Source organism: Sphingobium sp. B7D2B, from assembly GCF_025961895.1.
Classification (GTDB): Bacteria; Pseudomonadota; Alphaproteobacteria; order Sphingomonadales; family Sphingomonadaceae; genus Sphingobium.
This window is the reverse complement of record NZ_JAOQOM010000001.1, coordinates 94,032-119,418: the sequence shown is the minus strand read 5'-3', so window position 1 is coordinate 119,418 and position 25,387 is coordinate 94,032. Positions and strand designations below refer to the sequence as shown.

The following is a 25,387-nucleotide window of genomic DNA, read 5'->3' as shown; positions in this document are numbered from 1 at the left end:
ACCGGGAACCTCTGGCCATGAAATTCTTCGTCGATACCGCCGACACTGCCGACATTCGCGAGCTTGCCGCCACCGGCCTGCTGGACGGCGTGACGACCAATCCCAGCCTCATCCACAAATCGGGCCGCAAGTTCCTTGAAGTGGTGGAAGAGATTTGCGGGCTGGTCGATGGCCCCGTCTCGGCGGAGGTCGTGGCGCTCGATCATGAGACGATGATGAAGGAAGCCGCGGTGCTCCGGAAGATCGCGGAGAATGTCTGCATCAAGGTGCCCCTCACCATCGATGGCCTCAAGACCTGCAAGGCGCTCACGCAGGATGGCTGCCAGGTCAATGTGACCCTGTGCTTCTCGGCCAATCAGGCCCTGCTGGCCGCCAAGGCCGGCGCGACGTTCATCTCGCCCTTCGTCGGACGGCACGATGACAATGGCTTCGACGGCATGCGGCTGATCGAGGACATCCGGCTGATCTATGACAACTATGCCTTCGAGACGGAAATTCTCGCGGCTTCGCTGCGTCATCCCATCCATGTGCTCGAGTGCGCGAAGATCGGCGCAGACGTGATCACGGCGCCGCCGGCGGTCATCAAGTCGCTGGTCAACCATGTGCTGACCGACAAGGGCCTCGCCGCTTTCGCTTCGGACTGGGAGAAGACGGGTCAGTCGATCCTCTGAGTCCTGCTGCAGTCCAATAAGAAGGGCCGCTGTCTCCCGGGAGGCAGCGGCCCTTTTCTTTGGCTCAAAGGACGGCGCGATCTACCGCCCAAAACCCTTCGGCGCGGCATCAACCACGGTCGATCCACTGGCGCCGACCTGTTGTACTTCCAGTGCGCGCTCGGCGATCCCATCCCGGCCGAAGCGAAAGGCGCCATCGATGCCGGCGAAGCCCTCGGCGTCACGAAGCCGCGCCGCCGGGAAGGCCGTGCCCGGCTTCCAGTCCTGCGCGATCCGCACGGTGAGTAGAACCGAATCATAGCCTAGCGACGCCAGGCGGTAAGGCGCCGTGCCGTAGGATGAGCGATATTTGGTGGCGAGCGTACGATAGAGACCATCGGATACGCCAGCATACCAGGCGCCGCGCAGCGCCGTGCTGGCGGAAAGACCGGATTCAGTCGCCCATAGCTCGGTGCCGAGAATACGCGCGTCCTTGGCGCCGGCGGTGCGCACCAGCGGCGCGGCCTGCAACGCGATGCGACCGACATCGGCGATCAGCAGCGCATCATAGCTGGAACTGGCCGACAGGCGTTGGACCGCTGACTGCACCGAATTGGCCGAGCGATCGAACGTCTCCATCGCCACGACCGTGCCGCCGGCGGCTTTCACCTCGCTGAGGAACGCCTTGCCGGCCCGCTCGCCATACACGCCGCGCGGCACGAGCGCTGCGAAATCGCTGAGGCCCCGCGCCCTCGCAAAGCGCACGACGCGCGAGACCGATTGCTCCGGGCTGTAGCCGAGCAGATAGACGCCGTTGCCGGCGACGCTCTCGTCATTGGAATAGCTCAGCACCGGGATGTTGGCTGCGCGTGCGATCGGCGCGACGGCGCGCACCTCGTCCGCCGTCAGCGGGCCGAGGATGAGCTTGTTGCCCTCCGCCACGGCCTTGCGCGCCGCCTCGGCCGCGTTGCGCCCGGTGTCGTAGGTGGTGACGCGCAGCCGCTCGGTCTTGGTATCCAGCAGCGCCATGGTGGTGGCATTGGCCAGCGAGCGCCCGACGCCGGCATTCGTGCCGCTCATCGGCACGAGCAGGGCGATGCGGTGCCGCTCCGTATCGGTCGGCAGGCCCTGCGTCACGTCCGGCTGCTGCGTTTTGGGTGGCGGGGGAGGCGGCGCGGCGGGCGGCACCACGCGGGTACAGGCCGCCAGCAGCATGGCGCCGATCAGCACAATGCCCTGCAGAACGCGACGGGGCGTCGGGGTGCCTCCAGCCGCGATGTCGAACCTCACTTGCCCCGCAAGGCTCCTCTCTGCCATGGCACACCTCATGTCCGCTTCACTTGAGCCTGGCCTATATATCGTTGCGGGACCGATCGGCAACTTGTCCGACCTGTCGCCCCGCGCTGCCGCTGTGCTGCAAGGTGCGGACGTGGTGGCCGTGGAGGACAGCCGTGTGAGCGCCAAATTGCTGCGCCATGCCGGGTCCAACCGGCCCATGATTCCCTACCATGACCACAGCGATGAGCGGGTTCGCGCCCGTCTGGTCGAGCGGATGGCGAGCGAAGCTGTAGCGCTGCTGTCGGACGCAGGAACGCCGCTCATCTCCGATCCGGGATACAAGCTGGTGCGAGACGCCCGTGCGGCGGGCCGATCCGTGAATACGGTGCCTGGGCCCTGCGCGGCGATTGCGGCGATCACGCTCTCCGGCCTGCCTAGCGACCGCTTTCTGTTCATGGGCTTCCTGCCGCCCAAGACCAAGGCGCGCACCGATGCGCTGGCGGAGGTGGCGGGTCTGCGCGCGACGTTGGTCTTCTACGAGAGCGGGCCGCGCTGCGCGGCATCGCTGGCGGACATGGCGGCCGTGCTCGGCGATCGTCCGGCCGCGCTGTGTCGCGAGATCAGCAAGGCCTATGAGGAAACGCTGACGGGCACGTTGAGCGAACTCTCGGCGGCGTGCGCGCAGAAGGAGCCGCGCGGCGAGATCGTGCTGGTCGTCGGTCCGCCGGGCGAGCGCGCCCCACCGAAAGCCGACGAGATCGATGCAGCGCTGCGCGAGGCGCTGGAGCGGCTGACCGTCTCGCAAGCGGCAGGCGAAGTCGCACGCGCGCTGGGCGCGGACCGCAAGGCGCTCTACGCGCGCGCCATGGAGCTCAAAGGAAAGTGAAGGGCAGCCCGCCCACGCCGGCGCGGCTCGCTGCCGAGAAGCGCGGCCGGCAGGGCGAGCGGCTCGCGGGCTGGTGGTTGCGGCTCAAGGGCTGGACGATTCTGGCGCGGCGGGTGCGCACCCGCGCCGGCGAGGTCGACCTGATCGCCCGGCGCGGCAACATCGTCGCCTTCGTGGAGGTGAAGACGCGGGCCAGCGAGGCGCTGCTCGATGAAGCGATCGATGAGCGGCGGCTGGCGCGCGTCGCGGCAGCGGCGGAAGCGGTCGCCCATAACTGGCTAGGGCCGGATGATGACATGCGCATCGACGTGATGCTGCTTGCGCCGGGTCATCGGCCACGCCATCTGGAAAATGTCTGGCACGGCGGCTAGCGCCTGCGGTCCCGGTTGCGTCGCGTGTCAGCGTCTCGGTTCAGAACAAGAGCAGGGCTTGAAGCAGCCCGAACGGTGGAAGGTAAGAACGGATGTCGCTCAAGGTCGCTCTGCAGATGGACCCGATGGAGTCGCTGAACATTGCCGGCGATTCGACCTTCCACATCATGATCGCGGCTCAGGCGCGGGGGCACCGGCTCTACCATTATCGCACGGATGATCTGAGCTGGCGCGGCGGACGGCTCTATGCGCAGGCGCGCGAAGTGACGGTGCAGCGAGTCGAAGGCGATCATTATCGCTTCGGTGAGACGGTCCGACTGGACCTTGGCCGTGATATCGATGTGGTCTGGATGCGGCAGGATCCGCCGTTCGACCTCAATTATATCACCGCCACACATCTGCTGGAGCGAATCACAGGCGAGACGCTGGTCGTCAACGATCCGGCGGCCGTGCGCAACGCGCCGGAAAAGCTGTTCGTGCTGGATTTCGCGCGCTTCATGCCGCCGACGATGATCACGCGCAGCCTTGAGGAAACGCGCGACTTCCTTGCCGAACATGGCGAGATCGTCGTGAAGCCGCTGTACGGCAATGCCGGCTCGGCCGTCTTTCGCGTCGGCGCAGATGGCGCCAATCTCGCCGCTCTGGTGGAACTTTTCGGCGAGATGTGGGTCGAAAGCTTCATGGTGCAGGCTTTCCTCAAGGACGTGGCGCAAGGCGACAAGCGGATCGTCCTCGTCGATGGTGAAGTGGCCGGCGCGATCAATCGCATTCCGGGTAAGGGCGAGATCCGCTCGAACCTGGCCGCCGGCGGCACCGCCGCCAAGACCGAGCTGACGGCGGAGGAGCAGGAGATCTGCGCCGCCCTGGGGCCGGAACTCAAGAAGCGCGGCCTGCTGTTCGTCGGCATCGACGTCATTGGCGGTAAATGGCTGACCGAAATCAATGTGACCTCACCGACCGGTATTGTCGCTATCGATGCCTTCAACGGCACGGATACCGGCGGCATGATCTGGGATGCGGTCGAGCGCCGGCTGGCGGAGCGGGCGGCCTGAGGCTGCTGCAACAACCAGATGATTGATATGTTGATGATGGGTGACGACAGATGAGCGATTGGGTCGTTCATCTGATCGATGCCGGCGGATATTGGGGCATCGCCCTGCTGATGGTGCTGGAAAATGTGTTTCCGCCCATTCCGTCCGAGTTGATCATGGGCATTGGCGGCATTCGCGTCGGCCAGGGGAAGATGGATGTGGTGCCCCTGCTGGCAGCGGGGACCATCGGCACCACCATTGGCAATCTGTTCTGGTATTATCTTGGGCTCTGCCTCGGCTATGCGCGACTGCGGCCCTTGGTCGAGCGCTATGGCCGCTGGGCGACGTTGCGGTGGCGGGAGGTCGAGTGGCTGGAGCGAATCTTCCTGCGCCATGGCGACAAGATCGTGTTCATCTTCCGCTTCATGCCGGTGTTCCGCACGATTGTGTCGCTGCCGGCGGGGCTGTTCGCCATGCCGTTTTGGCGCTTCGTCATCTGGACGACCGGCGGCGCGCTGATCTGGAACGTGATACTGGTCGGCGCGGGCTATTATCTCGGCGTGCGGTTCGCGCGCATCGATGATTATCTTGGCCCGCTGACCAATATCGCGGTGGCGTTTCTGGTCGTCGGCTATCTCTGGCGGCTGTTCACCTGGAAGAGCGAGCCACGCGACCGGCCGTAATCATGTCTTATCCTTCCGCGCGGGGGTGCGCGTTGCGATAGACATCGAGCAGATGCGCCGCGTCGACCTGCGTGTAGATTTGCGTGGAGGACAGGCTGGCATGGCCGAGCAGTTCCTGCAGGGAGCGCAGGTCCGCGCCGCGCCCGAGCAAATGAGTGGCGAAGCTGTGGCGCAACGCATGCGGTGTCGTGCGGTCATGCAGGCCAAGGCGGCCGCGCGCGCCCTGCACGGCGCGGCGAATCAGCGCCGGAGACAGCGGCCCGCCGCGTGCGCCCCGGAACAGCGGGGCATCCTTGGCCGTCGGATAGGGGCAGAGCGCGATACAATCCTCGATCGCGCTGCGCACTTGCGGCAGCAACGGCACCACCCGTGTCTTGCCCCGCTTGCCGAGCACCCGCAGCGTTTCACCCAGCGGCAGGGCATCGCCGGTCAGTCCCAAGGCTTCGCTGATTCGCAGCCCCGCGCCGTAGAGCAGCATCAGCACGGCCCAGTCGCGCGCGCCGATCCATCCGTCGCGCGCTGTTTCGGCAATGTCCTCGGCGAGCGCGACGGCTTCATCCGGGCTGATCGGCCGCGGCACGCCGGGCTTGACGCGCGGCCCCCGCATGACGGGTATGGTCGCGCCCTCGCCGCCCACGAACCGCAGAAAGGCGCGCAGGGCCGAGAGCTCCCGCGCCGCCGAACTGTTGCCGATGCCTTCCGCCCGGCGCGCCGCCAGATAGGCGCGCAAATCGCTTGTCGTCAGCTTGGTGAGGGCCGCCGATGTGGGCGGGCGGCCGTCCATGTCCGCCATCCAGTCGAGCAGGCGTTCGGCGGTGGAGACATAGGCGCGCACGGTGTGAAGCGAGCGGCGCCGGCCTTGGGCGAGATGCCCGCGCCAGCCTTCCAGCAGCCCTGCCCGCGTTTCGCCGGTCATGACGGCACGGTGCTGGCGAGCAGCTCCTGCCAGATGTCCAGCAGATCGACCGGATACCAGGCCTCGTCATGGGCAGCGAGTTCCTGCGGCGCCCACCAGCGGTGCGAGAGCATGACGGCCTTTTCGAGATCGGTGTGACCCGCCGTATCGATTCGCGCCTCCGCGACGGGGACCGCGTAAAAGCGCTCCTCGGCATCGACGGGAATGCCCTCGAGCGTGACGAAGGTGACATGGCGCACCGCCACGAGCGGACCGGGTTCGAGGTCGAGCCCGGTCTCCTCGCGCAGTTCGCGCCGCGCGGCCTGCTCAAATGTTTCGCCCCGGTCGACCGCGCCGCCGGGCGTCACCCAGAAAGGCGGGCGATCATCGGGCGTGAAGCGGAAGAGCAGCAGCCTTCCTTGCGGATCGGTGACCAGCAGGCGGGCCGCCGGACGTTTCGCGCGACGGGTCACGCCCCGCTCATTCACCTGCTCATTCACCCGGCGCGCGGGCTCGAATGGCGAGGGCATGCACCTTCTCACGCAGCAGATCGGCGAGCGCCGCGTTGACCATGCGCTGCCGCGCAACGCGGGATTGGCCGGTGAAGGAGTCGGCGACGATCTCCACGGTGAAGTGGCTTTCGCCGCTGCCATCATCGCCCATATGACCGCGATGCTTGGCGCTGTCATTGATGACGGCGAGCTGTTGCGGGGACAGGGCATTTTCCAGCCGCTGTGCGATCTCTTGCCCGACCGGGCCTAGCGAAGCGTCAACCATGCGCCCTATATAGGCGTTTTGGTTCACGCAGCCACAGGGAAGAGACGGTCGTGTCAGGGTCGGGGTTCAATCAGGGTGCATCGCGCCGCCACACGCGCTTTCACGGCCGCGTGGAAGGCGAGGCGCGCCGCTGCTCGCACCCCGGCTGCATGGAAGCAGGCGAGTTCCGCGCGCCGCCCGAGGAAAGGCGCGGCGCACCCGATGGTCCGCCGCAATGGCGCTGGTTCTGCCTGGAGCACATCCGCGCGTTCAACACCGAGTATAATTACTTCAAGGGGATGAGCCCGGAGGAGATCACGCAGGCGCAGCGCCCTTATGGCGGCTGGGAGCGAGAGACGCGGGCCTTTTCGTCGGCCGCAGCGAGTGGCACGCCGCCGCCACGCTGGGCCGATTTCTCCGATCCGCTCGATGCGATCGGCGCCCGCTTCAAGATGCGGGCAGCGGAAACCGCGCAACGGCAGGATGGCAAGCCGCTGTCCGGCGCGGATCGGTCTGCCCTCAAGTCGCTCGGCCTTTCGACCGATGCCGACCGGCGCGCCTTGCGCACCCGCTATACCGAGCTGGTCCGCCGCTTTCATCCGGACCATAATGGCGGCGACCGTGCGCATGAGAAGGCGCTGCAGGACGTGATCGCGGCCTATTCCCATCTCCGCAAGGCGCCGGCCTTCGCCTGACGGACCTTGCCGCGCCCGGTCTGCGCTGCCATAGGCGCCGGCCCGCTTTCAGGAAGGTGATTGATATGGCGACCGGCACGCCGGCCCGTGCGATGGGCTTCGACTTCGGCACCACCAACAGCGTTGCCGCGATTGCCCAAGACGGCACGTCGCATATGCTGGAGTTCTCGGGCGACAAGGCGACGGGCGCCGTCTTCCGGTCCGCGCTCTGCTTCTGGGAAGAGGGCGACCGCCGGGCGGCGCTGGCGCGCGAGGCAGGGCCGTGGGCCATTGCGGAGTATCTGGAATTTCCGCAGGGTTCGCGCTTCATCCAGTCGTTCAAGTCGGTCGCCGCCAGCCCGCTGTTCGATCATGCCAGCATCTTCGATCAGCGCATGACCTTCGAGCAGTTGGGCGAGGCCTTTCTGGAGCGCATGGTCGCCCATGCCGGTGGCGCGCTCGGCTCTGGGCCGGATGAGCGGCCCGAACGGATCATCGTCGGCCGACCGGTGCGCTATGCTGGCTCGCGACCGGATGAGGCGCTGGCCCGCACCCGCTACGATGCCATGTTCCGCACCTTCGGCACCGATATCCATTATGTCTACGAACCGCTCGGCGCGGCGTTCAGCTTCGCCAGCCGCCTGTCGGAGCCGGCGACGGTTCTGGTCGCGGACTTTGGCGGCGGCACGAGCGATTTTTCCGTCGTGCGGATGCGCCCGGCGGGCGACGGGCGGCGCTGCGAGCCGCTCGGTCATGCCGGCATCGGCATTGCGGGCGACCGGTTCGATTACCGCATCGTCGATCGTCTCGTGCTTCCCATGCTCGGCAAGGGCGGCAGCTATCGCTCCTTCGACAAGGTCCTGGAAATTCCCCGCAGCCATTTCGCGGACTTTGCCGATTGGTCGCGGCTCGCCCTGATGCGCAACCGGCGGACCATGGAAGAGCTGGCGCGGCTGCAGCGTGCCGCCGTCGATCCTGCTGCCATAGGGCGAATGATCGCCATCATCGAGCGGGAGCTCGGCTATGCGCTGTACGATGCGGTCGGCCAGCTCAAGCGCGCGCTGTCGAGCGAGGATGAAGCGCATTTCCGCTTCGAGAGCGATGATCTGGTGATCGATGCCGATGTGACGCGTGCCCAGTTTGAGCGCTGGATCGCGCTGGATGTCGCGCGGATCGAGGAGACGGTCGATCAGGCCCTGGCAGACGCCGCATTGGACGCCGGCGCCATCGACCGCGTGTTCCTCACAGGCGGATCGTCGCTCATCCCTGCGATTCGCGCCATATTCGAACGCCGGTTCGGTGCCGAGCGGATCGCGACCGGCGGAGAACTGACATCCATCGCGCACGGTCTCGCGCTGATCGGGCTGGAGCACGATCCGGCGGAATGGGCGGTCTGATCCGCCTGATGGAACCCTACCTTCTATCGACAGGGCGCGCGGCAATCGGTTAGGGGCTGTGTGACTCGCAGGAAGATGATGACTATGACCGATCTGCCCAACACCAATTCCGACATGCGCAGCGAGGTGCTGCTCGATGCGCCCGATCGCGTCGTGAGCGCGCGCGAGGTGTTCGGGGTCGATATCGACATGGAGATCCCCGCCTTTTCCGAAGCGGACGAGCGCGTGCCGGATACGGACCCAGCCTATGTGTTCGACCCGGACACGACGCTCGCGATCCTGGCCGGCTATGCCTATAATCGCCGGGTGATGGTGCAGGGCTATCACGGCACCGGCAAGTCGACTCACATCGAGCAGATCGCGGCGCGGCTCAACTGGCCCTGCATCCGCATCAACCTCGATGCGCATATCAGCCGCATCGATCTCGTCGGGCGTGACGCCATCGTCCTCAAGGACGGTCAGCAGGTCACCGAGTTCAAGGAAGGCCTGCTGCCTTGGGCCCTGCAGCGCCCGGTGGCGTTGGTGTTCGACGAATATGACGCCGGTCGGCCCGACGTGATGTTCGTCATCCAGCGCGTGCTGGAAGCGGACGGCAAGATGACCCTGCTCGACCAAAACCGGGTGATTCGTCCGAGCCCCTGGTTCCGCATGTTCGCCACCGCCAACACGGTCGGCCTGGGTGACACCACGGGCCTTTATCATGGTACCCAGCAGATCAACCAAGGGCAGATGGACCGCTGGAATCTGGTGGTGACGCTGAATTATCTGCCGGCCGAGACCGAGGCGCAGATCGTGCTCGCCAAGTCCGGCGAATATGATCATCCCGGCGGGCGCGAGGAAGTCGCGAAGATGATCCGCGTCGCCGAACTGACCCGTCAGGGCTTCATCAACGGGGATATTTCCACCGTGATGAGCCCGCGCACCGTGATCTCATGGGCGCAGAACACACTGATTTTCAAGGATGTCGGTTTCGCCTTCCGCCTGTCGTTCCTAAACAAGTGCGACGAGGCGGAGCGGGCGCTGGTGGCGGAATATTACCAGCGCGTGTTCGGCAAGGATCTGCCGGAAAGCGTCGTTGGCAAGAGCGCCTGACGCGGCAAGGCGGCCCGAGCGCGGGCCGCCTTCGCGAATGGGTGATCAGGCGATGCGCGTGCGGGTCACCCGGTAGCGCAGGGCGACGCCGGCCAGCGCGAAGCCGGCAATCATCATGGCCCAGGTCGCCGGCTCCGGAATGGCGGGCGGCGGCGCCATCATCGCGCGCATCAGCGGGCCGGCGGTCTCCGTGTGCGACGCTGCCTGCGGCTCCGCGGCCTCGTCGAAATAGCTGCCCAGCACCGAATGGGTGAACTTGTAGGGTGCGCCTTCGAACACGGTTGGCGTCGGTTCAGTCACGGTCGCCATCGGCGTGGCAGGTGCCGGACTGGTGAAATAGCTGTCGAGCACGGAGTGGGTGAATTTGTACTGGCCGCCCTCGAAAACGCCTTGCGAATCCGCATAGTGGCCCAGCCAATTGTTGAGCTGGGTATAATTGTTGAAGTTGCGCACGCCATCCAGGCCCTTGAAGACCATCTGCTGGCTGCCGCCGCTGTTGATCGCAAAGCTGAAATCGCGCTGCGAGAAGCTGGCCTCGGTGTGCAGAATGCTGGTCAGCAGGGCGATGCGCGCATTGAGATTGACCGCCGCGCTGACGCTCTGGATCGGCAGGAGTGCGCCGCTCGTCAGCGTCGCGGCAAGGCAGGCAGTCCGGATCATCGGCAATCGTCCTATCACAAAAGCTGCGCGACCTGGCCGCTCCAGCACCGTCCCTTGGGGACGCTGATAGGCAGGCAGGCCGCGTTCGAAAACGGATTTAACCAAGAAATCCTAATAATTTGGGTGCTGTTCCACAGCGGCACAGCTGCGCGTACAAAGGTTGACGGGCTGGGATGGGCCGCTCTGCCAAAGGGTAGGAGGGTTGACAGGATCGGGGCACTGGACCAGCCCATTGTACATCATGGCTGACCGTTCCCCCCTCGACCGCTTCAAGGAAGTTCTCACCGGCGCCTCGCGCGCTGTCGCGCATGATGCCGAGGTTGAGCTCGGCTTCACGCCCGATGCACCGCACCTCGCCGGCAAGCAGATCAAGGTGCCCACGCCGACGCGCAATCTGCCGGCGGATCAGGTCGCGCTCGCGCGCGGCTTTGCAGACAGCTTCGCGCTCAAGCTTCGCCACCATGATGCGCGACTCCATTCCGCGCGGGCGCCGAGCGAGCCCGCCGCGCGTGCCGTTTATGATGCCGTCGAGATGGTCCGCTATGAGGCGCTGGGCTCCAAGAACTACGCCGGCATGCGCGCCAATCTCGCTGCCGCGCTGGACATGCGCACCCATTCCGACCCAATTACGCGCGCGCAATCGGCCGATGAAGTGCCGGTGCAGGGTGCCGTTGCCTTGCTGCTGCGCGAGAAGCTGACCGGGGAAGCGCCGCCACCTGAATCGCTCAAGGGCATCGAATTTCTGCGCGAGTGGATCGACGAGAAGGCCGCTGACGACTTTGAAGGCCTGTCTTTGTGCCTCGACGATCAGCAGGCCTTTCAGGACAAGGTGCTTTCGATGCTCCAGCATCTCGAGCTGGTGCGCGCGGAGGTTCCCCCCGAATCGCCCGACGAAGATGACGAGGACCAGGACGAGCAATCCGAGCAGCAGGATCAGGACAAGGAAGAAGACGAGGGCGAGGAGGACGATCAGTCCCGCGCCGACACGCGCGGCGAGGATAAGGGCGAGCCGGGCGAGGAGATGTCCGAAGAGCGCGAGGAGCAGGACGGCGACTCGGACGAGGATGGCGATGGCGACGCGCAGGATGACGATGGCGCCATGCCCGTGCGCCCCAATCGCCCCTTGTCAGACCTGCCGCCGGATTTCGACTACCATGCCTATACGACGAAGTTCGACGAGGTGGTGACGGCGCTCGACCTGTGCGACGCCGACGAGCTCGTGCGCCTGCGTGGTTTTCTCGACCAGCAGCTCGCGCCATTTCAGGGGGCGGTCTCCAAGCTGGCGCACCGGCTGCAGCGGCGCCTGCAGGCCCAGCAGAACCGCAGCTGGGATTTCGATCAGGAAGAAGGCATGCTCGATGCTGCGCGGCTGGCGCGCGTTGTCGTCAATCCCGCGCACTCGCTCTCCTACAAGATGGAGCGGGACACCGATTTCCGCGATACGGTGGTGACACTGCTGATCGACAATAGCGGCTCGATGCGGGGGCGGCCCATCGGCATCGCAGCGATCAGCGCGGATATCATGGCCCGCACGCTGGAGCGCTGCGGCGTGAAGACGGAAGTGCTGGGCTTCACCACCCGCGCCTGGAAAGGGGGGCAGAGTCGCGAACAATGGCTCGCCGCCGGGCGCCCGCCCCGGCCCGGTCGTCTTAATGATCTGCGCCACATCATCTATAAGAAGGCGGATGAGCCCTGGCGCCGTGCCAAGGCCAGCCTCGGCCTGATGATGCGCGAGGGGCTGCTCAAGGAGAATATCGACGGCGAGGCGCTGCTCTGGGCGCACAACCGCCTGCTCGCCCGGTCCGAGGAGCGGCGCATCCTCATGGTGATTTCCGATGGCGCGCCGGTGGACGATTCGACGCTGTCGGTGAACAACGGCACCTATCTGGAGCGGCACCTGCGGCAAGTGATCGGCTGGATCGAAGGGCGCTCACCGGTCGAGCTAATCGCCATCGGCATCGGCCATGACGTCACCCGCTATTACAAGCGCGCCGTGACGATCATGGATGCCGAGCAATTGGGCGGGGCGATGGTGGAGCAGCTCGCGGCGCTGTTCGACAAGGACTAATTGGACGAGCCTTGCGTCGGGGAGCGTTTCTTCGCCTGGGGAAGCTCCGATCATGACACCGAAGCGGTCTTCGCCGATCTTTACCGTTCGTGCTGAGTAGGCTCTGAGGAGCGCCGCAGGCGCATATCGAAGAGCCGTATCGAAGCATCGCAGCGCACGGGCCGGTCCTTCGATACGCTGCTTCGACGGGCTCAGCAGCTATTCAGGACGAACGGAGAGCTGCTCGAAGAATATCCGTGCCGACGCCGGCAATGGCGCCCATCAGGCGGCGCTGGAGGCAGGCCGGCCCAGCGTTCCCGCTCAGGCCGGCCTGTCCTTTATCACTTCAGCGCGGCGCAGGCTTCCTGGATGCGCGTGCAGGCCTTGCGCAGGATTTCTTCCGAGGTCGCGTAGCTCACGCGGAAGGCCGGGGCGAGGCCGAAGGCGCCGCCGTGGACGGCTGCGACGCCCTTGCTCTCGAGGAAATAGGTGATGAGGTCCTCGTCCGTGGCAATGGTCTTGCCCTCGGGCGTGGTCTTGCCGATGCAGCCGGCGGCATCGGGATAGACGTAGAAGGCGCCTTCCGGCGTCGGGCAATTGAGGCCCGGCGCATCGTTCAGCATGGCCACCACCAGATCGCGGCGCTTGCGGAATGCCTCGTTGCGCTCGATGAGAAAGCTCTGGTCGCCATTCAGTGCGGCCGTCGCCGCGGCCTGGCTGATCGAGCAGGGGTTGGAGGTCGACTGAGACTGCAGCTTGGCCATCGCTTTGATGATCCACTGCGGACCACCGGCATAGCCGATGCGCCATCCGGTCATCGAATAAGCCTTGGACACGCCGTTCACCGTCAGCGTGCGCTCGTAGAGATCCGGGCAGACCTGCGCGATCGTCTTAAACGGGGTCGGCGCATACCAGACATGCTCGTACATGTCGTCGGTGAGGATCAGCACATGCGGGTGCTTGCGCAGCACCTCACCGAGCGCCATCAACTCCTCGCCGGAATAGGCCGCGCCCGTCGGGTTGGAGGGCGAGTTGAGCAGCACCCAGCGCGTCTTGGGGGTGATCGCCGCGTCGAGCTGGGCCGGCGTGATCTTGTAGAGCTGGTCGGCACCGGCCGCGATGATCACCGGCGTGCCGCCGGCAAAGTTCACGATGTCGGGGTAGCTCACCCAATAAGGCGCGGGGATGATGACCTCGTCGCCGGCTTCCACCGTCGCGATCAGCGCGTTGAACAGAGTGTGCTTGCCGCCCGAGTTCACGCTGATCTCGCTCGTCTTGTAGGAGAGCTCGTTATCGCGCTTGAACTTGGCTGCGATCGCTTCCTTCAGCTCGGCGGTGCCGTCGACATTCGTGTACTTGGTCTGCCCACCGCGGATCGCGGCGATGGCGGCATCCTTCACGAAATCGGGCGTGTCGAAGTCCGGCTCGCCGGCGGAAAGGCCGATGATGTCCTTGCCTTCCCGCTTGAGGGCAATGACCTTGTCGGTCATCGCGAGCGTGGCGCTGGGCTGAATACGGCCGAGGGCGGCGGAAGTCCGGGACATGGAAAGCTCCTGACAGTCAGGGATGATGCGCGTGGCGCCCGGGACGCTCCCGGACGGCGCGGTGCATAGTGCGCTCAGCCTTGCGGCGCAACCAGCCTCGCAGCCATCAGCCCGCGCGCGGCATTGCCGATGAGGAAACCGTCTGCCAGATCTTCCGGCCGCAGGTCGGCCTCCTGCGCCTTGCCCTGGTCGATCAGGCTCTGGCGCAGCACGCCCGGCAGCAGGCCGCGCGCAAGGGGTGGCGTCAGCAGGGTCTCGCCCCGCTGGACGAACAGGTTGGTGAAGCAACCCTCCGTCAGATAGCCGGCCTCGTCGGTCAGCAGCACTTCGAACGTGCCCGATTGCCGCAGGGGCACTTCATAATGGCGCCGGTCCGTGGTCTTGTGCCGCACGCGAATATCGTCTCCGCCGAGCAGGCGGGGCGCGATGCTCACCGGCGCCGGTCCCTCCAGCAAGGGCGGCATTTCGCGAACCTCGATACTGAGCGTGCCGATCCGGCCGAGCAGGATGCGCACGCGCCTCGGCTCGACAAAGCCGAAGGTCGCGGCCTGCAGTTCGTTGCGCAGCTCATGCCGGTCGAGAATGAAGCCAAGTTCGTGCGCGCTGCGTTCGAGTCGCCGGATGTGAAGGTCGAGAAGCGGCAGGCCGATTTCGGGATCGAAGGCCATGGTTTCGATGAGGTCGAAATGATGGGCCTTTGCGATCAAAGCACGTTCTCCTCAACGGCCAGAAACCGTCCCTTGTCGAGGCATTCCTGCCATTCTGCCTCGGGCTGGCTGTCCGCAACGATGCCGGAGCCCAGCCCCACGATGCCCGTCCGGGCGTCCTTCTCCAACACGATGGTGCGGATGGCGACATTGAACCGTGCGGTGCCGTCCGGTGCAATATGGCCGATGCTGCCCGTATAGAGTCCGCGCCCGAAAGGCTCGACCTCGCGGATGATCTCCATGGCGCGGAGCTTGGGGGCGCCCGTGATCGATCCGCAAGGGAAGAGGGCGCGCAGCACGTCCGCCGGGCCAAGTTGCGGTTGCAGCCGGCCCTCGACGACCGAGATCATCTGATGGACCGTCGGATAATGCTCCACATGGAAGAGCGCCGGCACCGCGACGCTGCCCGCCTGCGTCACGCGCGAGATGTCGTTGCGCAAAAGGTCAACGATCATCAGATTTTCGGCGCGCTGCTTGGGGTCGCTGGCGAGGTCACGCGCGGCGGCGGCATCGCGGGCCGGGTCCGCATCGCGCCGCGCGGTGCCTTTCATCGGCCGGGTCGTCACCGTGCCATCGGCCAGCGTGAAGAAGCTCTCGGGCGAGAAAGACAGGACATGCCGGCCGTCGTGGCGCAGCAAGGCGCCATGGCCGGCGGCGGCGCGGGGCCGGATGGCGCGATAGGCAGCGAGGGGATCGCCATCGATGGCGACGCGCGCGGGGAAGGTCAGGTTCGCCTGATAGATGTCGCCAGCGCGGATATAGTCCAGCACCGTCCCGATGGCGCGGCCATAGTCCGCGCGCGAGATCATCGGCTCGATCGGGCCGATCGTGACGGGCGTCTCCGGCAACAGCGCATCCACGGCATCCGCCGCGATGGGCTGGGGCGCGTCGAACAAGCCGAACCAGAGCAAGGGCCCGGCATCGCCCTCGCGCGGCGCATAGCCGTTCAGCCGCGCCTCGAACGCGTGGCCCGCCGCATAAGAGAGGTAGCCGGCGGCGTGGAGGCCGGTTTTGACGGCAGCCTCAACCCGCGCCAGCGCAGGCAGTACATCGGCCAGCCGTTCGGCGCGGATGATGTCGACCGGGTCGCGGAACAGTGTTGCACTGCCCGATCCATCTACCCGCGCATCATCGAGCAGCACGAAGGGTGCGTCGGACGATATGGGCAGGGCGGGGCGAGTCATGGCGCCCTATTGGCAGCGTGATGGCATCAAGGCCAGCGTTTCAGCACCGTCAGACTCGGTGTAGAAGCTGGACAGGCGGCAGCGTCGAGGAGGCACGTCTCATGCAGGCTTTGATACATCTGGCTCTGGCGATGGGGAGCTTCGTCGGCACGCACCTTCTCCTGTCCCATCCCCTTCGTGCGCCTCTGGTGGCGCGGCTGGGCGAGCGGGGCTTTCTTGGCCTCTATACCCTCACCGCCTTTGCCACGCTGGGCTGGACGATCCTCGCTTTCCGGGCCGCGCCCGCCGCGCCGCTGCTGTGGATGGCGCCCATCGGCCTGTGGCACCTTGGCGGGCTGGTGATGGCGCTCGCCAGCGTCATGCTAGTCGGCTCGCTCATCGGCAATCCTGCGATGGTCGACCCCACCGGGCATTTGAAGGCACCCGAGCGTGCGCAGGGTGTGTATGCCCTGACTCGCCACCCGATGATGTGGAGCTTCATTCTCTGGGCGCTGGTTCACGCCACGCTCTGGCCATCCGGACGGACGCTGATCCTGAGTGGCGGCATCGCCCTGCTCGCCAGTGCGGGCGCGCTGGGGCAGGACCGGAAGAAGGCGTGGCTGCTGGGTGCGCCATGGCGTCAGTGGCAGGCGCGCACGAGCTTTGTGCCATTCGCTGCGCTCCTGTTCGGCAAGGCGGAGTGGCGCGCGCTGTGGCCGGGCGTCGCCCCGGTGCTCGGCGGCGTCATCCTCTGGCTCGGTGCCGCCTGGGCGCATCCCTTGCTGGGCGGACCGTTCGTGCCGCCCTGGCTGTGGATTGGATGACACAGTCTTTCCCAAAATCGACGGGCCACCCCGGTTTGGGCCAGCCGGCACCGTCAATGTCGTGGATTGTCAGCCGCTGTTCGGCGCATGGCGAATCCGTGTCATCGGCTATCGCGGGAGCGGAAGGCGTATCATGTTCGGGTTTGGCAGGATCGCAGGCGCAATAGTGGCTCTGCTCGCGGCGCTGGGCCTTGCGCTGTTGCTGCGTTCCGCGCCCGAGGCGGCGCGCTGGTCGCTGATGATCTGCGTGATGGGTTTTATCGGCGCCACCATGCGGCTGCGCCGACTCGACGCCGGTTTCTGATCTGCGGCCGGGGGAACTGCCCCGGCGCCTGATCAGTCGAACAGCGAGCTGACCGAGCTTTCGTCCGCGATCCGGCGGATCGCTTCACCGAGCAGCGGCGCAATCGGCAATTGCCGGATCTTGGTCGAGGCCGCGACGGACGGCGTGGCGAGAATCGAATCGGTGATGACCAGCTCGCGCAGGGCCGAGCCTTCCACCCGCGCGACAGCGCCGCCCGAGAGCACGCCATGCGTCACATAAGCCACGACGTCGGTTGCGCCGGCGTTCTTCAGCGCGGCGGCGGCGTTGCAGAGCGTGCCGGCCGAATCGACGATATCGTCGATCAGGATGCAGAAGCGCCCCTTCACGTCACCGATGATGTTCATCACTTCCGATTCGCCGGCTCGCTCGCGGCGCTTATCGACGATGGCGAGCGGCGCATTGTCGAGCCGCTTGGCCAGCGCACGAGCGCGGACCACGCCGCCGACGTCGGGCGAGACGACCATCAGATTCTCATTGGGGAACCGCGCCTGAATATCTGCGGACATCACCGGCGCACCGAACAGATTGTCGGTCGGAATGTCGAAGAAGCCCTGGATCTGCCCGGCATGGAGGTCGACCGAAAGAACGCGGTTGGCGCCGGCGGTGGTGATGAGGTTTGCCACCAGCTTGGCCGAGATCGGCGTGCGCGGGCCGGGCTTGCGGTCCTGCCGGGCGTAGCCGAAATAAGGGACCACCGCCGTGATGCGCCGCGCCGAGGCGCGCTTGAGCGCATCGATCATGATCAGCAGTTCCATGAGATTGTCGTTGGCCGGATAGCTGGTCGACTGCACGACGAACACATCCTCGCCGCGCACGTTCTCGTGAATCTCGACGAAGATTTCCTCGTCCGCAAAACGCCGCACGCTCGCATCGGTGAGCGGGAGCTCCACATAATCGGCAATCGCCTGGGCGAGCGGCATGTTGCCGTTGCCAGAGATGATCTTCATGTCGGGGTCCCCATGGCTGCGGTTGTCGCGGCCCCTCTAGCGAGCAGGTGCCCCGCTGAAAAGCCGCTTGTGACGGTTCGGGGACAAGGGATTGCGGTCAATGGCGCGGCGAGGCCGCATATCCGGCTTGGCGACGCCCTTGCTCCCGCCCCCGCCCGCCCATAAAGCGGCGCTATGACAGCCTCTCTCCGGATCGCCATGGCCCAGCTCAACCAGAGCATGGGCGATATCACGGGTAATGCAGAGGCCATGCTGGCCTGGCGGGACAAGGCGCGCGAGCAGGGCGCGGATCTGATCGTCTATCCCGAATTGCAGCTCATCGGCTATCCGCCGGAGGATCTGGTGCTCAAGCCCGCGCTGGCTGCGCGCGCGGAGACAGCGCTGCATCTGCTTGCCGAGGCGACGGCGGATGGCGGCCCGGCGATGCTTGTCGGCACGGTCATCGCCAACAACGGCCTGCTGTTCAATTGCGCGGCGCTGCTCGATGGCGGCAAGGTTGTCGCGATCCGCCAGAAGCGCGAGCTGCCCAATTATGGCACGTTCGATGAAAAGCGCCTGTTCGCGCCCGGCCCCCTGCCCGATCCGGTCGAGTTTCGCGGCGCGAAGCTCGGCCTGCCGATCTGCGAGGACATCTGGTTCCCCTTCGTCACCGGGCATCTAACGGAAAAAGGCGCGGAGCTGCTCATCTCGATCAACGGCAGCCCCTATGAGGTGGCCAAGGATGATTTCCGCGTCCGGGGCGTGTGCATGGAGCGCGTCAACGAGACAGGCTTGCCGCTCCTGTATCTCAACCGCGTCGGCGGGCAGGACGAGCTGGTATTTGACGGTGCTTCCTTCGTGCTGAATGCGGATGGCGACATCGCCCATATGCTGCCCGACTGGGAGGAAGCGCTGGTCATCACGCAGTGGGACCGGGGCGAGGATGGCCGCTGGTTCTGCAAGCCGGGCGAGGTCCACGCGCTCGATGCGCATCCGGCGGATATCTATCACGCGATGGTCGTGGGCCTGCGCGATTATGTGAACCGCAACCGCTTCCCGGGCGTCGTGCTGGGCCTGTCCGGCGGGATCGACAGTGCGCTTTCCGCAGCCGTGGCGGTGGATGCGCTGGGGGCGGATCGCGTCTGGTGCGTGATGATGCCGTCGCGTTTCACCGGCCAGGAAAGCCTGGACGATGCGGCGGAGTGCGCGCGTCTGCTCGGCTGCCGGCTCGATACCATTCCGATTTCCCCCGCTGTCGGCGCGTTCGATGCCATGTTGGCAGAGGCGTTCACCGGGCGGACCGCGGATTTGACCGAGGAAAACATCCAGTCGCGCATTCGCGGCGTGACGCTGATGGCGCTCTCCAACAAGTTCGGCCACATGCTGCTCACCACCGGCAACAAGAGCGAGATGAGCGTGGGCTATGCCACCATTTATGGCGACATGGCGGGCGGCTATTCGGTGCTCAAGGATGCCTATAAGACGACCGTGTTCGATCTCTCGCGGTGGCGCAATGCGGAGAAGCCGGCGCTTGGGCTAGGGCCGGACGGGCCGGTGATGCCGGAACGCGTCATCACCAAGCCGCCCACCGCCGAATTGCGCGAGGACCAGAAGGATTCGGACAGCCTGCCGCCTTATGAGGTGTTGGACCCCATTCTCTACGGCCTGGTCGAACAGGAAAAGTCGGTCGATCAGCTTGCCGCCATGGGTTTCGATCGCGCGACCGTCGCCCGCATCGAGCGGCTGCTCTACGTCGCGGAGTACAAGCGCCGCCAGGCCCCGCCGGGCGTGAAACTGGGCGGCCGCAATTTCGGCCGCGACCGGCGTTATCCCATCACCAATGCTTTCCGGACCGCCTGAACCATGACCGTCATCACCCGTTTCGCGCCGTCGCCGACCGGCCATCTGCATGTTGGCAACATCCGCGCGGCGCTCCACAACTGGCTGTGGGCGCGCAAGATGGGCGGGCAGTGCCTGCTGCGGATCGACGATACCGATACCGCGCGCAGCGAGGAGCGCTTTGTCGAAGGCATCCGGGCTGATCTCGCCTGGCTCGGCCTCGCCATGGACGGTGAGGTGCGCCAGTCGGCGCGGTTCGATCTCTATGAGGAGAAGTTTGCGGCTCTGCGGGCCGCCGGGCGGGTCTATCCCTGCTTTGAGTCGGCGCAGGAGCTGGACTTGCGGCGCAAGATCCTGCTCGGGCGCGGTCTGCCCCCGGTCTATGATCGCGCGGCGCTGGCGCTGAGCGCAGACGAGATCGCGGTGAAGCAGGCTGCGGGCGAGCAGCCGCACTGGCGCTTCAAGCTGGACCATGATGCGCCGATCGAATGGGTCGACCTGATCCGGGGCGACCAGCATTTCGACCCCAAACTGCTCTCCGATCCCGTGATTCGCCGGGCGGACGGCAGCTGGCTCTATATGCTGCCCTCGGTGATCGACGATATCGACATGGGCGTCACCCATGTGCTGCGCGGCGAGGATCATGTCTCCAACACGGCCACGCAGTTGCAGATGTTTGCGGCGCTGGGTGCGCCGCTGCCGCAGTTCGCTCATATGGCCCTGCTCACCGGTGCGGAAGGCAAGCTCTCCAAGCGACTCGGCGCGGTCGGCGTCGGCGATCTGCGGGAAGCGGGGGTCGAGGCGATCACCATCAGCGCGCTGCTTGCGCGGCTCGGCACCAGCGACCCGGTGGAGCCGGTGATCGACATGGCCCCGCTGATCGAGCGCTTCGATTTCGGGCATTTCGGGCGAGCGCCCGCCCGCTTCTCGGATGAAGAGCTGTTCGGCCTCAACGCCAAGATCGTCCACATGCTGCCCTATGAGGCGGTCGCCGATCGCCTCCCGGCGCAAATCGACGCTGCCGCATGGCCGGTCGTGCAGCCCAATCTCGAGACGGTGGCGGGGGCAGCGGACTGGGTTGCGGTGCTCAGCGGCGAGATCGCGCGGCCCGATCTTGATGCCGAAGACCGCGCATTCCTCGCCCAGGCTGCCGAGGTGGCAGCGGATATCGACTTCGCCGCCGATACCTGGCGGGCGCTGACGAGCGCGCTCAAGCAGCGCAGCGGGCGCAAGGGCAAGGCGCTGTTCCTGCCGTTGCGCCTCGCCCTGACCGGCGTGGATCACGGCCCTGACATGGCCGCGCTGCTGCCGCTGATCGGGCGGGATCGCGCGCTCGCCCGGCTGCGTGCTGCCGCCACCAGCTGAGCGATACTCGGCGCCGGTAACGCCCACCGGCGGCCGACCCATACGCACTCTGACACCCTATAAAAACCGCTTCGCCTGATCTCTATTTAGTGATAGTATAACATCACAAATAAAATCAGGAGAGGTGTCATGTCCCTTGTGTCGTCTCAATCATCCTATGCCCCCCAGAGCGGCTATGCGGCCCGGCGGTCACCGGGCGCGCTGGCAGCGGCCATTGCGTTTAATGGCGGGCTGATCGGGCTGCTGATCGCCTTGCCGGCCACCCATTATTTGAGGCCCTCACCGACCCCTCCCATTGATGTGCGGTTCGTCCCGACCGCTCCGTTGCCGCCGCCCGTCACACCGGAGCCGGAGGCGAAAGTGGAGACTCAGCCGACTCGCCCGCTCGATACGCCACGCGACCCGGTGAGGGTCGATCCGCAGATCAACCTCGGCACCATGACCGATTTGACGACGAAGCCCTACCCCCCTTTGCCTGACCCGGATGCCGGCAAGACCATCGTCACGCCGCCCGCTGCGCCAGTCATCGTGCCCGCTCAGCCGGATGCGCGGTTTGCTGACCGGTTTCGCCCGCCTTATCCGCCCGCCATGCAGCGCGAAGGGCGCGAGGGAAGCGTCACGGTGCGAGTCAGCATCGACGAGCGTGGACGGGTGACCGCGGTCGAGCAGGTCCGCGCGAGCGATCCGGCCTTCTTCGAGGCGGCCCAGCGCCACGCGCTGCGGGCTTGGCGTTTCCGCCCAGCCACGCGGGATGGCGTGCCGGTCGCGTCCGAGCAGGTCCTCACCTTGCGCTTCGAACTGGAGCGTTAAGCGGGGCGTCACGATGACGCGCTGCTTTTCAAGGCCATGGTGCCTCCCTATGTAGGCGCCATGGCCATTTTTCCCCGCCCGGTTTCTCCACGGAGCGCTGCGTCCGATCTGCGCGAGATGTTCGCGCCCGATCGCCCGCACCGCTGGAGCATTCTTGCGCTCTCGGTGACGCTGACTGGCGTTCTGCTCTGGGGGTTCGCGATCGACTCGCGCAAGCCGGAGCAGGAACGGCAGATCATCTACATCGAGAACTGGGAGGCCAACCGGCCGGACAGTGCGATCATCCAGCGCCAGATCGAGGATTTCGCGCGGTATCGGGTGGCGCTTGAGAGCAAGCAGGGCGAGTTTCAACGCCTCGCCGATAGTCTCGGTATCGACTGGCGCGAGGATGCCGCGCGCACCAAGCGCGAGCGCGAAGAGCTGTTCGATGCGAAGGAAAAGGAGCTGCAGCAGAAGCTCGCCGCGGCTCTGGCCAAGGAAGGCGGCGTAGCGGGCAATACCGCGACGGCAACGCCCTGACTCTTCCGGGCGACAGCGCTTGGCTGATGGCAGCCATCGCCTTGTCCCACCGTTCCCGCGGTCGCACCGCGCCCAATCCCAATGTCGGATGCATAATGCTCGATGCCGCAGGCCGCGTCGTGGGGCGGGGCTGGACCCAGCCTGGCGGCCGCCCTCATGCCGAGGCGATGGCGCTGGTCATGGCGGGGGCATCGGCGCGGGGCGGCACGGCCTATGTCAGCCTGGAGCCCTGCGCGCACCAATCCGCGCGCGGCCCCTGCTGTTCCAATCTGCTGGTGGAGGCAGGCGTGCGCCGCGTCGTCGTGGCGACAGGCGATCCCGATCCACGGACCAACGGTCGCGGCATCGCGCGCTTGCGGGACGCGGGGCTGATCGTCGATACTCTGCCAAAGCTGGCGCCCGCGGCGCGGGCCGCAATGGCTGGCTTCTTCATGCGCCAGCAGGCCGGGCGTCCTCAGGTTACACTCAAGCTCGCCACCTCACTCGATGGCTGCATCGCGCTGGAAGACGGGACGAGCCAGTGGATTACCGGCCCGGCGGCGCGGGCGCACACGCATCTGGAGCGGGCGCGGCATGAGCTGATCCTGGTTGGGCGCGGCACGCTCACGCAGGATCAGCCCCGGCTGGACGTGCGCCTGCCCGGGCTGGAGGCGCGCTCGCCCGTCCGGGTGCTCCTAAGTCACAGCGGTGCGGCGCCAGATGGTTGGCTTGCGATCCAAACTCCGGCTCAAATCGCAGGCCTTCCCGGCGATCATCTGATGGTCGAGGGCGGCGCGCAAACGGCTGGCGCCTTTCTCGCGGCCGATCTGGTGGATCGCCTTCTGCTCTACCGCGCGCCGATCCTCATCGGGCGCGGCAAGGCGGCGCTGGGTGACATTGGCCTCGATCATCTGGCCGAGGCCCACGGTCGCTGGCGGCTGATCGATGCGCGCAATTTCGCGCCGGACCGGCTGGAGGTTTACGAACGCGTGCGGCCCGCATAGAGCAGCAGGCATGTTTACCGGCATCATCACCGACATCGGCACCATCCAGAGCGCGCAGCAGCGCGGCGACCTGCGGCTGGTCATCGGCTGCCATTACGACATGGAGGGCGTGGATATCGGCGCTTCCATTGCCTGTTCCGGCGTGTGCCTCACCGTGGTGGACAAGGGCGCCGACTGGTTCGCGGTCGATCTGTCGGCCGAGACCGTCTCGCGCACCGCGCAGGGCGCCTGGGCAGAAGGGCGGTTGCTCAATCTGGAGCGCGCGCTCAAGCTCGGGGACGAGCTGGGCGGGCACATCGTCACGGGTCATGTCGATGGCATCGGCGAAGTCGCAGACATCACAGCCGAAGGTGATTCGCACCGGGTCACCGTGCGCCTTCCGGCCGATCTTGCCCCCTATGTCGCGGCCAAGGGGTCGATCACGGTGGATGGCGTATCGCTGACCGTGAATTCCGTGGAAGACGGTCCGGAGGGGTCGACATTCGGCCTCAACATCATTCCGCACACCTGGTCGGTGACGACCTTTGGCCAGCTTGCACCGGGCCAGCCGGTCAATCTGGAGATCGATGTGCTGGCCCGATATCTGGCGCGCATGAAGGATCATCAGGCCCGCAGCTAAGGCGCAGTTGCCGAGAAATATTGGCAATCACATTACGATGTGATATTTGCCCTTCATGAGCAGCGAATTGATCGAAAACGTACGTAAGCTGGTGCGCGATGGCATTCTGTCCCGCTCCGGCCTCGCCCGTGCCGCCGGGCTCCATGCCAACAGCCTGCGTCGGCTAGATGAAGCCGACTGGAATCCGACGGCCGATACGCTGGGCAAGCTGGAAAGCTATCTGCTCGCCCGCGCGCACGGGACGGCCTTGGCCAGCGCCGAGGAGATCATCAACGAGGCGCGCAATGGCCGGATGTTCATTCTGGTCGACGACGAGGACCGCGAGAATGAGGGCGATCTGGTCATCCCCGCGCAGATGGCGACCCCGGATGCGATCAACTTCATGGCCACGCACGGCCGCGGCCTCATCTGTCTGGCGCTGACCCGTCAGCGCGTCGAGACGCTGGGCCTCAACCTGATGAGCGCCAGCAACGGCACCCGGCACGAGACCGCTTTCACGGTATCGATCGAGGCCCGCGAAGGCGTGACCACCGGAATCTCCGCAGCCGATCGTGCACGGACCGTCGCGGTTGCCATCGATGCCTCCAAGGGGCGCGAAGCCATCGTGACGCCGGGCCATGTCTTCCCGCTGATCGCACGCGATGGCGGGGTGCTCGTGCGCACCGGCCATACCGAGGCGGCGGTGGACGTCGCGCGGCTGGCGGGTCTCAATCCCTCCGGCGTGATCTGCGAGATTATGAAGGACGACGGGACCATGGCCCGCCTCGATGATCTCATCCCCTTCGCGCAGAAGCATCGCCTCAAAATCGGCACCATTCGCGATCTCATCGCCTATCGCCGCCGCAACGATCATATGCTGGAGCGGCGCGCAGAAGCCACGTTCACCAGCCGCTGGGGCGGCGAGTGGCGCGCGGTGACCTTCTTCAATCGCGCGACCGAGTCCGAACAGGTCGCGCTCATCAAGGGGCATGTCACGCCCGAGCAGCCGACGCTCGTGCGCATGCATCAGGTGTCCGTCTTCACCGATATTTTCGGGGAAGAAGGCCCGCGCGCCAGCCTGCTCTCCCGCGCGATGGAAATGATCGCGGACGCAGGGGCCGGCGTCATCGTCGTCATCAATCGCCCGAGCGAAGACCGGTTCAGCCGGCAGATGAAGATCCGCACTGGTGAAGCAAGCCCTGCCGGCATGGACGAGCTACGCGATTATGGCGTCGGCGCGCAGATCCTGGCCGATCTAGGCGTGCATGACATGATCCTGCTCACCAACAGCCACCACAATCTGATCGCGCTGGATGGCTATGATCTGGCGGTTGTCGAGGAGCGGGCGATCACGGGCGTCTGAC

Annotated in this window: 27 protein-coding genes; 18 read left to right on the top strand and 9 right to left on the bottom strand. The window is 66.0% G+C overall.

What is annotated here, in order from left to right; translation table 11 throughout:
- Window positions 1-17: 17 nt before the first annotated feature.
- Entirely contained in the window at window positions 18-671 is a 654-nt protein-coding gene (gene fsa, locus M2341_RS00535) for a fructose-6-phosphate aldolase (protein WP_181561134.1), read from the top strand.
- Between the two features lie 81 nt (window positions 672-752).
- Here the strand turns inward: fsa and M2341_RS00530 are convergent, their stop codons facing one another.
- Window positions 753-1,967 (bottom strand): penicillin-binding protein activator, encoded by a 1,215-nt coding sequence (locus M2341_RS00530; RefSeq protein WP_413715175.1) that lies wholly within the window; start codon window positions 1,965-1,967, stop codon window positions 753-755.
- A 10-nt stretch (window positions 1,968-1,977) separates the two neighbouring features.
- On the opposite strand from M2341_RS00530, the gene rsmI reads away from it, so the two are divergent.
- The 4 genes from rsmI (at window position 1,978) to M2341_RS00510 (ending at window position 4,899) form a co-directional block, all read left to right on the top strand.
- On the top strand, window positions 1,978-2,814 hold the full coding sequence (gene rsmI, locus M2341_RS00525; RefSeq protein WP_264583830.1) for a 16S rRNA (cytidine(1402)-2'-O)-methyltransferase: 837 nt from the start codon (window positions 1,978-1,980) through the stop codon (window positions 2,812-2,814).
- A complete protein-coding gene (locus M2341_RS00520) occupies window positions 2,811-3,185 on the top strand; it encodes a YraN family protein (protein ID WP_264583829.1) in 375 nt (124 codons plus the stop codon). The genes rsmI and M2341_RS00520 overlap by 4 nt, the downstream gene beginning before the upstream one ends.
- Before the next feature lie 92 nt (window positions 3,186-3,277).
- Window positions 3,278-4,237 (top strand): glutathione synthase, encoded by a 960-nt coding sequence (gene gshB, locus M2341_RS00515; protein ID WP_181561138.1) that lies wholly within the window; start codon window positions 3,278-3,280, stop codon window positions 4,235-4,237.
- A 50-nt stretch (window positions 4,238-4,287) separates the two neighbouring features.
- Complete coding sequence (locus M2341_RS00510; protein ID WP_264583828.1) at window positions 4,288-4,899, top strand: DedA family protein; 612 nt, start codon at window positions 4,288-4,290, stop codon at window positions 4,897-4,899.
- Window positions 4,900-4,906: 7 nt separating this feature from the next.
- On the opposite strand, the gene M2341_RS00505 is transcribed toward M2341_RS00510, so the two are convergent.
- Genes M2341_RS00505 through M2341_RS00495 form a run of 3 tightly spaced genes read right to left on the bottom strand, consistent with a single transcriptional unit; the run spans window position 4,907 to window position 6,571 of the window.
- Entirely contained in the window at window positions 4,907-5,815 is a 909-nt protein-coding gene (locus M2341_RS00505; RefSeq protein ID WP_264583827.1) for a tyrosine recombinase XerC, read from the bottom strand.
- On the bottom strand, window positions 5,812-6,324 hold the full coding sequence (locus tag M2341_RS00500; protein WP_264583826.1) for an NUDIX hydrolase: 513 nt from the start codon (window positions 6,322-6,324) through the stop codon (window positions 5,812-5,814). Before M2341_RS00500 ends, M2341_RS00505 begins: the two co-directional genes overlap by 4 nt.
- Window positions 6,287-6,571: a BolA family protein gene (locus tag M2341_RS00495; protein WP_181561141.1), complete on the bottom strand. Its 285-nt coding sequence runs from the start codon at window positions 6,569-6,571 to the stop codon at window positions 6,287-6,289. Before M2341_RS00495 ends, M2341_RS00500 begins: the two co-directional genes overlap by 38 nt.
- Before the next feature lie 50 nt (window positions 6,572-6,621).
- Here M2341_RS00495 and M2341_RS00490 point away from each other — a divergent pair, with 50 nt between their 5' ends.
- The 3 genes from M2341_RS00490 (at window position 6,622) to cobS (ending at window position 9,713) form a co-directional block, all read left to right on the top strand.
- The gene (locus M2341_RS00490; RefSeq protein WP_264583825.1) at window positions 6,622-7,245 is read left to right on the top strand and encodes a J domain-containing protein; all 624 of its coding nucleotides are present in this window, start codon (window positions 6,622-6,624) and stop codon (window positions 7,243-7,245) included.
- Window positions 7,246-7,310: 65 nt separating this feature from the next.
- Window positions 7,311-8,621, top strand: a complete 1,311-nt coding sequence (locus M2341_RS00485; protein WP_264583824.1) for an Hsp70 family protein — start codon at window positions 7,311-7,313, stop codon at window positions 8,619-8,621.
- Between the two features lie 84 nt (window positions 8,622-8,705).
- A complete protein-coding gene (gene cobS, locus M2341_RS00480) occupies window positions 8,706-9,713 on the top strand; it encodes a cobaltochelatase subunit CobS (RefSeq protein WP_264571700.1) in 1,008 nt (335 codons plus the stop codon).
- A 45-nt stretch (window positions 9,714-9,758) separates the two neighbouring features.
- Here the strand turns inward: cobS and M2341_RS00475 are convergent, their stop codons facing one another.
- Window positions 9,759-10,373, bottom strand: coding sequence for a PEPxxWA-CTERM sorting domain-containing protein (locus M2341_RS00475; RefSeq protein WP_264583823.1), 615 nt, complete (start codon window positions 10,371-10,373; stop codon window positions 9,759-9,761).
- 241 nt (window positions 10,374-10,614) lie between these two features.
- Here M2341_RS00475 and cobT point away from each other — a divergent pair, with 241 nt between their 5' ends.
- Window positions 10,615-12,441, top strand: a complete 1,827-nt coding sequence (cobT, locus tag M2341_RS00470; protein WP_264583822.1) for a cobaltochelatase subunit CobT — start codon at window positions 10,615-10,617, stop codon at window positions 12,439-12,441.
- A gap of 320 nt (window positions 12,442-12,761) precedes the next feature.
- Here cobT and M2341_RS00465 read toward each other — a convergent pair whose 3' ends face one another.
- The 3 genes from M2341_RS00465 to M2341_RS00455 form a co-directional block, all read right to left on the bottom strand.
- Complete coding sequence (locus tag M2341_RS00465; RefSeq protein WP_264583821.1) at window positions 12,762-13,964, bottom strand: pyridoxal phosphate-dependent aminotransferase; 1,203 nt, start codon at window positions 13,962-13,964, stop codon at window positions 12,762-12,764.
- A gap of 74 nt (window positions 13,965-14,038) precedes the next feature.
- Window positions 14,039-14,632, bottom strand: a complete 594-nt coding sequence (locus tag M2341_RS00460; RefSeq protein WP_264585949.1) for an aminotransferase class IV — start codon at window positions 14,630-14,632, stop codon at window positions 14,039-14,041.
- Between the two features lie 35 nt (window positions 14,633-14,667).
- A complete protein-coding gene (locus M2341_RS00455) occupies window positions 14,668-15,855 on the bottom strand; it encodes an aminodeoxychorismate synthase component I (RefSeq protein WP_264583820.1) in 1,188 nt (395 codons plus the stop codon).
- 101 nt (window positions 15,856-15,956) lie between these two features.
- Here M2341_RS00455 and M2341_RS00450 point away from each other — a divergent pair, with 101 nt between their 5' ends.
- Both M2341_RS00450 and M2341_RS00445 read left to right on the top strand, forming a co-directional pair.
- Entirely contained in the window at window positions 15,957-16,658 is a 702-nt protein-coding gene (locus tag M2341_RS00450) for an NnrU family protein (RefSeq protein WP_264583819.1), read from the top strand.
- A 133-nt stretch (window positions 16,659-16,791) separates the two neighbouring features.
- A complete protein-coding gene (locus M2341_RS00445) occupies window positions 16,792-16,962 on the top strand; it encodes a hypothetical protein (RefSeq protein ID WP_264577089.1) in 171 nt (56 codons plus the stop codon).
- Between the two features lie 32 nt (window positions 16,963-16,994).
- Here M2341_RS00445 and M2341_RS00440 read toward each other — a convergent pair whose 3' ends face one another.
- Window positions 16,995-17,930, bottom strand: a complete 936-nt coding sequence (locus tag M2341_RS00440; protein ID WP_181561149.1) for a ribose-phosphate pyrophosphokinase — start codon at window positions 17,928-17,930, stop codon at window positions 16,995-16,997.
- A gap of 174 nt (window positions 17,931-18,104) precedes the next feature.
- On the opposite strand from M2341_RS00440, the gene M2341_RS00435 reads away from it, so the two are divergent.
- The 7 genes from M2341_RS00435 (at window position 18,105) to ribB (ending at window position 25,386) form a co-directional block, all read left to right on the top strand.
- Complete coding sequence (locus M2341_RS00435; protein ID WP_264583818.1) at window positions 18,105-19,769, top strand: NAD+ synthase; 1,665 nt, start codon at window positions 18,105-18,107, stop codon at window positions 19,767-19,769.
- A 3-nt stretch (window positions 19,770-19,772) separates the two neighbouring features.
- On the top strand, window positions 19,773-21,113 hold the full coding sequence (gene gltX, locus M2341_RS00430; protein WP_264583817.1) for a glutamate--tRNA ligase: 1,341 nt from the start codon (window positions 19,773-19,775) through the stop codon (window positions 21,111-21,113).
- Window positions 21,114-21,242: 129 nt separating this feature from the next.
- Window positions 21,243-21,923 (top strand): energy transducer TonB, encoded by a 681-nt coding sequence (locus tag M2341_RS00425; RefSeq protein ID WP_264583816.1) that lies wholly within the window; start codon window positions 21,243-21,245, stop codon window positions 21,921-21,923.
- Window positions 21,924-21,983: 60 nt separating this feature from the next.
- Complete coding sequence (locus tag M2341_RS00420; protein WP_181561153.1) at window positions 21,984-22,442, top strand: OmpH family outer membrane protein; 459 nt, start codon at window positions 21,984-21,986, stop codon at window positions 22,440-22,442.
- Window positions 22,443-22,468: 26 nt separating this feature from the next.
- Window positions 22,469-23,425, top strand: coding sequence for a bifunctional diaminohydroxyphosphoribosylaminopyrimidine deaminase/5-amino-6-(5-phosphoribosylamino)uracil reductase RibD (ribD, locus tag M2341_RS00415; RefSeq protein ID WP_264583815.1), 957 nt, complete (start codon window positions 22,469-22,471; stop codon window positions 23,423-23,425).
- Between the two features lie 10 nt (window positions 23,426-23,435).
- On the top strand, window positions 23,436-24,044 hold the full coding sequence (locus M2341_RS00410) for a riboflavin synthase (protein ID WP_264571709.1): 609 nt from the start codon (window positions 23,436-23,438) through the stop codon (window positions 24,042-24,044).
- Window positions 24,045-24,099: 55 nt separating this feature from the next.
- Window positions 24,100-25,386 carry a 3,4-dihydroxy-2-butanone-4-phosphate synthase gene (gene ribB / locus M2341_RS00405; protein ID WP_264583814.1) on the top strand — a complete coding sequence of 429 codons (1,287 nt, stop codon included), beginning with the start codon at window positions 24,100-24,102 and terminating at the stop codon, window positions 25,384-25,386.
- Window position 25,387 lies beyond the last annotated feature (1 nt).

What these genes read in the sequence shown, in the direction of transcription:
- M2341_RS00455 (WP_264583820.1), bottom strand. Translation starts at nt 15,855, where the DNA reads ATGACTCGCCCCGCCCTGCCCATATCGTCCGACGCACCCTTCGTGCTG.
- ribB (WP_264583814.1), top strand. Translation starts at nt 24,100, where the DNA reads ATGAGCAGCGAATTGATCGAAAACGTACGTAAGCTGGTGCGCGATGGC.
- M2341_RS00460 (WP_264585949.1), bottom strand. Translation starts at nt 14,632, where the DNA reads ATGGCCTTCGATCCCGAAATCGGCCTGCCGCTTCTCGACCTTCACATC.
- cobT (WP_264583822.1), top strand. Translation starts at nt 10,615, where the DNA reads ATGGCTGACCGTTCCCCCCTCGACCGCTTCAAGGAAGTTCTCACCGGC.
- M2341_RS00505 (WP_264583827.1), bottom strand. Translation starts at nt 5,815, where the DNA reads ATGACCGGCGAAACGCGGGCAGGGCTGCTGGAAGGCTGGCGCGGGCAT.
- M2341_RS00485 (WP_264583824.1), top strand. Translation starts at nt 7,311, where the DNA reads ATGGCGACCGGCACGCCGGCCCGTGCGATGGGCTTCGACTTCGGCACC.
- gltX (WP_264583817.1), top strand. Translation starts at nt 19,773, where the DNA reads ATGACCGTCATCACCCGTTTCGCGCCGTCGCCGACCGGCCATCTGCAT.
- M2341_RS00420 (WP_181561153.1), top strand. Translation starts at nt 21,984, where the DNA reads ATGGCCATTTTTCCCCGCCCGGTTTCTCCACGGAGCGCTGCGTCCGAT.
- M2341_RS00440 (WP_181561149.1), bottom strand. Translation starts at nt 17,930, where the DNA reads ATGAAGATCATCTCTGGCAACGGCAACATGCCGCTCGCCCAGGCGATT.
- fsa (WP_181561134.1), top strand. Translation starts at nt 18, where the DNA reads ATGAAATTCTTCGTCGATACCGCCGACACTGCCGACATTCGCGAGCTT.
- M2341_RS00450 (WP_264583819.1), top strand. Translation starts at nt 15,957, where the DNA reads ATGCAGGCTTTGATACATCTGGCTCTGGCGATGGGGAGCTTCGTCGGC.
- M2341_RS00445 (WP_264577089.1), top strand. Translation starts at nt 16,792, where the DNA reads ATGTTCGGGTTTGGCAGGATCGCAGGCGCAATAGTGGCTCTGCTCGCG.
- M2341_RS00475 (WP_264583823.1), bottom strand. Translation starts at nt 10,373, where the DNA reads ATGATCCGGACTGCCTGCCTTGCCGCGACGCTGACGAGCGGCGCACTC.
- M2341_RS00510 (WP_264583828.1), top strand. Translation starts at nt 4,288, where the DNA reads ATGAGCGATTGGGTCGTTCATCTGATCGATGCCGGCGGATATTGGGGC.
- rsmI (WP_264583830.1), top strand. Translation starts at nt 1,978, where the DNA reads ATGTCCGCTTCACTTGAGCCTGGCCTATATATCGTTGCGGGACCGATC.
- M2341_RS00465 (WP_264583821.1), bottom strand. Translation starts at nt 13,964, where the DNA reads ATGTCCCGGACTTCCGCCGCCCTCGGCCGTATTCAGCCCAGCGCCACG.
- M2341_RS00435 (WP_264583818.1), top strand. Translation starts at nt 18,105, where the DNA reads ATGACAGCCTCTCTCCGGATCGCCATGGCCCAGCTCAACCAGAGCATG.
- M2341_RS00500 (WP_264583826.1), bottom strand. Translation starts at nt 6,324, where the DNA reads ATGCCCTCGCCATTCGAGCCCGCGCGCCGGGTGAATGAGCAGGTGAAT.
- M2341_RS00410 (WP_264571709.1), top strand. Translation starts at nt 23,436, where the DNA reads ATGTTTACCGGCATCATCACCGACATCGGCACCATCCAGAGCGCGCAG.
- gshB (WP_181561138.1), top strand. Translation starts at nt 3,278, where the DNA reads ATGTCGCTCAAGGTCGCTCTGCAGATGGACCCGATGGAGTCGCTGAAC.
- ribD (WP_264583815.1), top strand. Translation starts at nt 22,469, where the DNA reads ATGGCAGCCATCGCCTTGTCCCACCGTTCCCGCGGTCGCACCGCGCCC.
- M2341_RS00425 (WP_264583816.1), top strand. Translation starts at nt 21,243, where the DNA reads ATGTCCCTTGTGTCGTCTCAATCATCCTATGCCCCCCAGAGCGGCTAT.
- M2341_RS00495 (WP_181561141.1), bottom strand. Translation starts at nt 6,571, where the DNA reads ATGGTTGACGCTTCGCTAGGCCCGGTCGGGCAAGAGATCGCACAGCGG.
- cobS (WP_264571700.1), top strand. Translation starts at nt 8,706, where the DNA reads ATGACCGATCTGCCCAACACCAATTCCGACATGCGCAGCGAGGTGCTG.
- M2341_RS00530 (WP_413715175.1), bottom strand. Translation starts at nt 1,967, where the DNA reads ATGGCAGAGAGGAGCCTTGCGGGGCAAGTGAGGTTCGACATCGCGGCT.